At 26.5% G+C, this 8,318-nt stretch carries 6 protein-coding genes; all 6 read left to right on the forward strand.

The genetic code is table 11. The features are described from left to right. Positions 1 to 189 precede the first annotated feature (189 nt). The 6 genes from B5F09_RS06870 to B5F09_RS06895 all read left to right on the forward strand — a co-directional run bounded on the left by B5F09_RS06870 (position 190) and on the right by B5F09_RS06895 (position 7,355). Entirely contained in the window at positions 190 to 975 is a 786-nt protein-coding gene (locus tag B5F09_RS06870) for a hypothetical protein (protein ID WP_087373058.1), read from the forward strand. A gap of 223 nt (positions 976 to 1,198) precedes the next feature. Then, the gene (locus B5F09_RS06875; protein WP_087373061.1) at positions 1,199 to 2,050 is read left to right on the forward strand and encodes an ATP-grasp fold amidoligase family protein; all 852 of its coding nucleotides are present in this window, start codon (positions 1,199 to 1,201) and stop codon (positions 2,048 to 2,050) included. Positions 2,051 to 2,073: 23 nt separating this feature from the next. After that, complete coding sequence (locus tag B5F09_RS06880; protein ID WP_087373064.1) at positions 2,074 to 3,594, forward strand: lipopolysaccharide biosynthesis protein; 1,521 nt, start codon at positions 2,074 to 2,076, stop codon at positions 3,592 to 3,594. A gap of 1 nt (position 3,595) precedes the next feature. Continuing rightward, the gene (locus B5F09_RS06885) at positions 3,596 to 4,828 is read left to right on the forward strand and encodes a nucleotide sugar dehydrogenase (RefSeq protein ID WP_087373067.1); all 1,233 of its coding nucleotides are present in this window, start codon (positions 3,596 to 3,598) and stop codon (positions 4,826 to 4,828) included. Between the two features lie 6 nt (positions 4,829 to 4,834). Then, the gene (locus B5F09_RS06890; RefSeq protein ID WP_087373071.1) at positions 4,835 to 5,884 is read left to right on the forward strand and encodes an NAD-dependent epimerase/dehydratase family protein; all 1,050 of its coding nucleotides are present in this window, start codon (positions 4,835 to 4,837) and stop codon (positions 5,882 to 5,884) included. Positions 5,885 to 6,404: 520 nt separating this feature from the next. Then, entirely contained in the window at positions 6,405 to 7,355 is a 951-nt protein-coding gene (locus B5F09_RS06895) for an LCP family protein (protein WP_087373074.1), read from the forward strand. Positions 7,356 to 8,318: the final 963 nt, after the last annotated feature.

The raw sequence follows: 8,318 nt of genomic DNA on the forward strand, positions 1-8,318 counted from the left end.
TTATGAAAAAAATATTTAACGTATAAAAAAGGTGTTAAATTGAATTTTCAGAAAATTTAATTGTACTAGAAAATATAGAAATAAAAATATATGTAGTAAATTATAGTTAATATACCACATAGAGTAATAAACTACATAATAAAAGCTCTTAATTTCTTAACGAGTTAATGAAAGGAGGAATATATAGAGATGAGCTCAGTTACACAAAGAATAAATCAAATAAAGCAGCCCTATGGTGGATATATAAAATTATCGCAATTTGAAAAAATAAAACTACAAGATGATCGTATTTTAAATGATAATGAAAATATTCATAGTTCTGTAATAGGTATGGTTGTAGATTACATGAGTAGATACATGATAAATTTAGATTTGAATGATGCTTTTAAGATATCCATACTAGGTGCAAGTATAGCAGATAAATATCTAAAACAAGAGGGAAATTTAATGAAACAAGCAATTAATTTGCTTAATGGTATACGTGGTTTAGATGACGTATCAATAATTAATACATGTAAAATGGTTACCTTTGATGTATGGTATCGAAATTTGTTGGGTGCATTAAGAGCAAAAACGTTTGAAGAAATAAAACCAGACAAAGATACTATTAATAATATATTAGTTATGGTAGAACGAAGCATCGATTTTTTTGATAAGAATGGTCCAGTAGTAAAAGATGGGTTTGATTTTGAACCTTATGGATATACCAAAATCGTGGATGCTGGAGATGGAGATTTTTTGACAAAAGATACTTTATGGGATTTTAAGGTTAGTAAGAATAATCCAACAAATAAAAATACATTACAATTATTAATGTATTGGATAATGGGGCAACACTCGGGACAAAAAATATATAAAGACATTAATCAATTAGGAATATTTAATCCTAGAATAAATATCATTTATAAAATTAAAATATCAGAAATATCAAAAGATATTATCAAGGAAATTGAAGATAATATTATTTGTTATTGAGTAATTAAATAAAGTAGATTAATTAGAATTATTATCTTTTTTGTGGATTTTATTCATAATTATACAATTAGAAGAGTATTTGATGTTTTAAAATCTATTTTTCATAGTGTAACAATAAATTTTTTAAAGATAGAGCTAATTTTTGAGTTAAAAATTCTATATAACATGACCTAATTGAAATTTGTTTTCAATTATTTTTTGTTTAAAGGGGAGTAGAAATAAAATGATAAAAAAATATTTAAGGATTTTGTATCGATATATTCCAGATAAACTTTATTTGAAAATTTTATATTATAAATTTTTAAAAAAAAATTTGAATTTAAAAAATCCAAAAACATTTACCGAAAAATTACAATGGATTAAAATATATGATCGCAAACCAATCTATACTAAGATGGTTGATAAATATGAAGTAAGGGAATTTATTTCAAAAAAAATTGGATCACAGTATTTGATACCTTTAATCGGAGTATGGGAAAAATATGATCAAATTAATTTTTCGGCTTTACCAAACCAATTTGTTTTGAAAACAACGCATGATAGTGGTGGGGTAAGAATTTGTAAAGATAAAAAGACATTTAACTATAAGGAAGCAGAATTATTTTTAAAAAATCGGTTGAATACTAATTATTTTTATATGACTAGGGAATGGCCTTATAAAAATGTAAAACCAAGAATAATATGCGAAAAATATATGATAGATGATAGTTTAAATGAATTAATGGATTATAAATTTTTTTGCTTTAATGGAAAAGTAAAATTTTTTAAAATTGATTTTGATCGCTTTATAAATCATAAAGCAAATTATTATGATAGAAATGGGAATTTACTGTTATTTGGTGAAGTGGTATGTCCTCCTGATTTTAACAAAAAACTCAATTTTCCTAAATCTTTGAATAAAATGATATCGTTGGCGGAAATAATCTCTGAAGACTTATATTTTTTGAGAGTTGATTTCTATGAAGTTAATGGCCAAATATATTTTGGGGAATTAACATTTTTCCCTGATGCAGGATTTGGAAAATTTACAGATAATAATGTTGATTTAGAAATTGGAAAATTATTAAAATTGTAAAAATAATTTTAGAGGTTAAATAAATGCGTAAGAAAAAATTAATGTTAAACACCATATCATCTCTAGTTCTTCAAATTACAACTATAGTATGTGGATTTATTTTACCTAGGCTTATTTTAAATCATTTTGGATCTAATATTAACGGATTAGTAAATTCTATTACGCAGTTTCTGCAAATTATTTCTTTTTTGGAATTAGGCGTTGGTGCGGTGGTCCAATCATCGTTGTATAAGCCGTTAGCACAAAAAGATGAGAATCAAATAAGTAAAATCATAAGTTCTGCAAATAATTTTTTTAGGAAATTAGCCTATATCCTAGTAATTTATATAATTATTTTAGTAGTAGTTTTTCCGTTGATTATTAATTTTGAATATGATTTTTTTTATACAGCGTTTTTAATTATTGCTATTAGCATAAGTTTTTTTGCTCAGTATTATTTTGGTGTAGTAGATAGATTGCTTTTAAATTCTGATCAAAGAGGTTATATTCAATATACTGCTCAAATTATAACTTTAGTACTAAATACTATTATATGTGTGATATTAATTAACTTTAATCAATCAATTCAAGTAGTAAAATTGTGTTCTTCATTAATTTTTCTAATAAGACCACTATTTTTAAGGATATATGTAAATAAATATTATCATATTGATAGAACGATAAAATATGATGAAGAACCTATTAAGCAAAAATGGAATGGTATAGCTCAACATATAGCTGCTGTTATATTGGATGGTACTGATAATATTGTATTAACAATTTTCTCAACATTATCAAATGTATCAATTTATTCAATTTATTTTTTAGTAGTTAATGGTGTAAAACAGCTATTTATGTCATTAATCAATGGAGTTCAATCTTTACTTGGAGAATTATGGGCAAAACAAGATATGGATGAGCTAAAAAAAATATTCGATTGGTATGAGTGGGTGATACATACTGGAGTAGTTTTAATTTGGGGGAGTGTGGCAATTTTAATAGTTCCGTTTATAAGTGTATACACAAAAGGAATAGCAGATGCAAATTATATAGTACCATTATTTGCAATATTGATAACTATTGCTAATGCCACTCACTGTTTGAGGTTACCATATAATACAATGATTTTAGCAGCAGGGCATTACCGTCAAACCCAAAGTAATTATATAGTTGCAGCATTGTTAAATATTACTATTTCAGTACTAATGGTCAATTATTTGGGTTTAATTGGAGTTGCCATTGGTACAATAGTGGCAATGACATATCAAACAATATGGATGATTTCATATGATTCAAAAAATATTATTAAATGGCCGAAGCAAAAGACTTTTAAGCAAATTATTGTTGATATAATAATTTGTTTGTTGTATGCAGTGGTCTATTATTTTACACCATTAGTGGTAAATAGTTATCTTGAATGGATTTATTTAGCAGTAGTGATATTTTTTTTCAATTGTTTAATATCATTGAGCATCAATATAGTGTTTTATAAAAATAAAATAATTAATCTTAAGAATTTTTTTATTAAAAAAATGCCTACTAAAAACAAAAGAGAGAAGGGATAGCATGAAAATTGCAGTTGCAGGAACAGGCTATGTAGGTTTGAGCATAGCTACTTTGTTGTCACAACATCACGAAGTGATAGCTGTGGATATCATAGAAGAAAAAGTTAATATGATCAATGATAGAAAGTCTCCGATTCAGGATAATGAAATCGAAGACTTTTTAAGTACAAAAAATTTAAATCTAAAAGCAACATTAGATGCTAAGTCAGCTTATAAAAACGCTGATTTTGTTGTTATTGCTGCTCCAACTAATTATGATTCAAAGAAGAACTTCTTTGATACCAGTGCAGTCGAAAATGTTATTGAACTGGTATTGAGTGTCAATAAAGATGCTATTATGGTTATTAAATCAACTATTCCAGTTGGATATACAAAAAGTGTTAGAGAAAAATATAACACTAAAAATATTATCTTTAGCCCCGAGTTTCTAAGAGAGTCAAAGGCTTTATATGATAATTTATATCCATCTAGAATTATTGTAGGAACAGATATGGATGATCCATATCTGTTTTTAAAAGCAAAAGAATTTGCCTCATTATTACAGGAAGGTGCTATTAAAGAAAATATTGATACTCTATTTATGGGATTTACTGAAGCTGAAGCGGTTAAATTGTTTGCAAATACTTATCTGGCTTTAAGAGTATCATACTTCAATGAACTGGATACATATGCTGAAATGAAAGGATTAAATACTAAACAGATTATCGAAGGTGTTTGTTTAGATCCAAGAATTGGTAACCATTATAATAATCCATCATTTGGTTATGGTGGTTACTGTTTACCTAAGGATACCAAACAATTATTAGCTAATTATGAAGATGTCCCAGAAAATCTTATTAGTGCTATTGTCGAAAGCAATAGAACCAGAAAAGATTTTATAGCTGATCGAGTGTTAGAGATAGCCGGAGGATACGTGGCTAATAGTTCTTATAATGTTGAAAAGGAAAAAGAAGTAGTTATTGGAGTTTATCGATTAACGATGAAATCAAATAGTGATAACTTTAGACAATCATCAATTCAGGGTGTAATGAAAAGAGTCAAAGCTAAAGGAGCTAAAGTAATTGTATATGAACCAACATTAGAAGATGGAACGACATTCTTTGGAAGTGTGGTAGTAAATGATTTAGATGAGTTTAAAAAACAGAGTCAGGCAATCATTGCTAATAGATATGATAACTGTTTGGATGATGTTGAAGAAAAAGTTTATACAAGAGATCTGTTTAGAAGGGATTGATGATATATGGAGAGTATTGAATTGAATAGAAAAACTGTTTTAGTAACCGGAGCAGCTGGTTTTATTGGAAGTAATTTATGCAAAAGATTGCTTAATGATTATAAAGGTATCAATGTAATCGGAATTGATAATATGAATGATTATTATGATGTGAGAATAAAAGAGTATCGATTGGATACTCTTTTAAAATACGATAATTTTCATTTTGTTAAAGGAAATATTGCTGATAAAGAAATAGTAAACGGACTATTTGAACGATATGAGATCGATATAGTGATAAACTTAGCGGCTCAAGCCGGAGTAAGATATTCGATTGAAAATCCAGATGCCTATATTGAATCAAATATCATTGGATTTTATAATATTTTAGAAGCATGTAGACATTATCCAGTAGAACATTTGGTATATGCTTCAAGTAGCAGTGTATATGGAACGAACAAAAAGGTACCATATAGTACCGAAGATAAAGTAGATAATCCAGTTTCATTATATGCAGCAACGAAAAAGAGCAATGAACTGATGGCACATGCCTATAGCAAATTATATAACATACCATCAACTGGACTTAGATTTTTTACAGTATATGGACCAGCAGGAAGACCGGATATGGCATATTTTGGATTTACAAATAAGCTGGTTAATAATGAAACGATTAAAATCTTTAATTATGGAAACTGTAAAAGAGATTTTACATATATTGATGATATAGTTGAAGGAGTAATCAGGGTAATGCAAAAAGCACCAGAAAAGAAAGAAGGAGAAGATGGATTACCGATACCACCATATAAAATATATAACATTGGAAACAGCAATCCTGAAAATCTGTTAGATTTTGTCCAGATCTTAAGTGAAGAACTGATAGAAGCCAAAGTATTACCAGAAGATTATGATTTTGAAGCCCATAAAGAGCTAGTTGCGATGCAACCAGGAGATGTACCGGTAACCTATGCTGATACTAGTGCTTTAGAAAAAGATTTTGGATTTAAACCAAGAACATCATTGAGGGATGGATTAAGAGAGTTTGCAAAATGGTATAAGGAATATTATCAGTCGTAGGTGTAGTAGTTGAATTAATAAAGTTGCTATTGATAATATAAGGTTATTAATTGAACAAGAAGCTTAACCACAAATAAATTAAAAATGTAAAATGAAGATTAATTTAAATGAATATATATAAAGATATTTTCATCAATTGTATTTCTATATTATTTATTTAATTTTGCAGTATTACCAGATATGGATATGTATGGCATGATTGCAGCAGTTATCATCTTATGCTTGATAATTTTTTATTACAATTTAAATCTAAGAATATCAGTGTTAGAAGTGTGATTTTAAGGATACTTAAAGTTGTTGTAAGTATTGTTTTAATTTTGGTCAACATTAAATTAATCGAGGTATTACTTTTATTGATAGCTTCTCCATTACTGATTATGAAATAAATGTTATATCGGTTATTATACTGAATAACAGTGAATATGAAAAATTAAATAATCTTGAAAGAAAATCACTTGATATCAATCAAAATTAAGATCAAGAGAATTTAACCAATGCTTTAACTGATATTAGAGAGCAGTTGAATTCAGATATTGAATATAAAGATTATAATGATTGGAATTCGTTAGCTGAATCGTTTTATAACAATGACTGTGATGTTATTGTTGTCAATGAAGCATATCAGAGCATGCTTGAAGAAAATCATCAGGATTTTGATACTGAAACAAAAGTTATCTATCAATTTAAAATTAAAACTGAAACTCAAAACATAACAAATAATGGTGCTATTAATGATGGTGTATTTAATATCTGTATAACTGGAATTGATACATATGGACCAGTATCGACAAGATCTAGAAGTGATGTCAATATGGTCATGACAGTTAATATGAATACTCATAAAATATTGTTGACAGGTATACCAAGAGATTATTATGTAACACTTGATTCAAAAGGTGCTAAAGATAAGCTGACTCATTCAGGAATCTATGGTGTAAATGAAACGGTAAATACTATTGGAAATTTATTAGAAACAGAAATGGATTATTATTATCGAATCAATTTTAGTTCTTTAGTAAATGTAGTTGATGTCTTAGGTGGTATTGATGTTTATAGTGATAAAACATTTGTTCCTCATACTAATAAATCAATCACTATTCAAGAAGGAATTAATCATATGGATGGAGAAATGTCATTAGCATTTTCAAGAGAAAGATATGCTTACGAAAGTGGTGATAATCATCGTATTAAAAATCAACAGGATGTAATGAAGGCTATCATCAATAAATTGTTAACACCATCGGTATTATCAAATTACCAAGAAGTTTTAGAAAAAGTTGAAGGAACATTTGAAACAAATATGAGTAGTGATGACATTATGTCATTGATAAAAAAACAATTATCAGATATGCAAGGATATGAGATAGAAAATCAGTATTTAGGTGGAAGTGGTAAAAGGATGTCAGGTGGCTATTCGATGCCAAATAGTAATCTTTATTATATGATTCCAGATCAAAGATACAATAGATAGTGCGATAGTAAAAATTAGAGAAACTGAAGGTACTGGAAATTAAATAACAAGTTAATGAAAGTGGTTTAACTAATAGTTAGCCACTTTTTGATGATAAAAAATTAGTTTAATTCTAAAATAACTTATAAAATAATATTTGTAAGTTTAGGATAATTCTAATTTTTCTATACAGCTTTTTTTTTAAAATATTTTTTTTCCTTAAATCATATTATATAAATATACAATAATCTATAAAAAATTAGTGATTTACACTTGTTATTTTGAATTATAGGATTTATCAATATTTAGAAATAGTACTTTACAATTCCTATTTGAATAAGAAAATATTTTATAAAAAAATTTGTAATAGATAATAGTAGATAGAGATTTTAAATTTTTCTCTAATCTAATGAATAAAAATTGATATTTATTACATGATAATGACAATTTATTACTTAGTTCTTTATATTTGTGAAATATAATAGTAAATTTATTATATAAAGCAGGAACAAAAGAGCTGATATTTAATATATTGTTTAAAAATTATTAAATTTTGATATATTTAAATTTTCATTTTTGATATAAATAAATTTTTACAGCAATAAAAAAATTTTACACTTTTAAAAGTGAATATTGTTATAAAAATTGTAATTTCTACTTATAAATAATGTAAAAAAGTGTGCTATTCTTAATTACATTTTTTATAAACATTCATATCACAATTATGATTTTTATCATTTTATATTCAACGAGTAGGTTCGAAAACTTATAGATTATTTCAAAAAAAATCATGTCCATAGTGATGTGATGAAAATGATTATATTTACGAAGCTAAAAAAGGATATGATATTGTTATCAGGTAAAAAAAGGTAAAAAAAGACAAACTATTAAATGTCAATAAATAAATTAAATTTTTAAAATTTATTGCTTTAGCAGGCATTTGTCTTGACTAAGAGGTGAATCCTCTATAAAAATCCTCTTTCT

This window comes from Erysipelatoclostridium sp. An173 (assembly GCF_002160495.1).
In the GTDB taxonomy this organism is placed as follows: domain Bacteria; phylum Bacillota_I; class Bacilli_A; order Erysipelotrichales; family Coprobacillaceae; genus Thomasclavelia; species Thomasclavelia merdavium.

Excerpts from the sequence above, each read along its gene's own strand:
- B5F09_RS06870 (WP_087373058.1), top strand. The coding sequence starts at position 190 with ATGAGCTCAGTTACACAAAGAATAAATCAAATAAAGCAGCCCTATGGT.
- B5F09_RS06875 (WP_087373061.1), top strand. The coding sequence starts at position 1,199 with ATGATAAAAAAATATTTAAGGATTTTGTATCGATATATTCCAGATAAA.
- B5F09_RS06880 (WP_087373064.1), top strand. The coding sequence starts at position 2,074 with ATGCGTAAGAAAAAATTAATGTTAAACACCATATCATCTCTAGTTCTT.
- B5F09_RS06885 (WP_087373067.1), top strand. The coding sequence starts at position 3,596 with ATGAAAATTGCAGTTGCAGGAACAGGCTATGTAGGTTTGAGCATAGCT.
- B5F09_RS06890 (WP_087373071.1), top strand. The coding sequence starts at position 4,835 with ATGGAGAGTATTGAATTGAATAGAAAAACTGTTTTAGTAACCGGAGCA.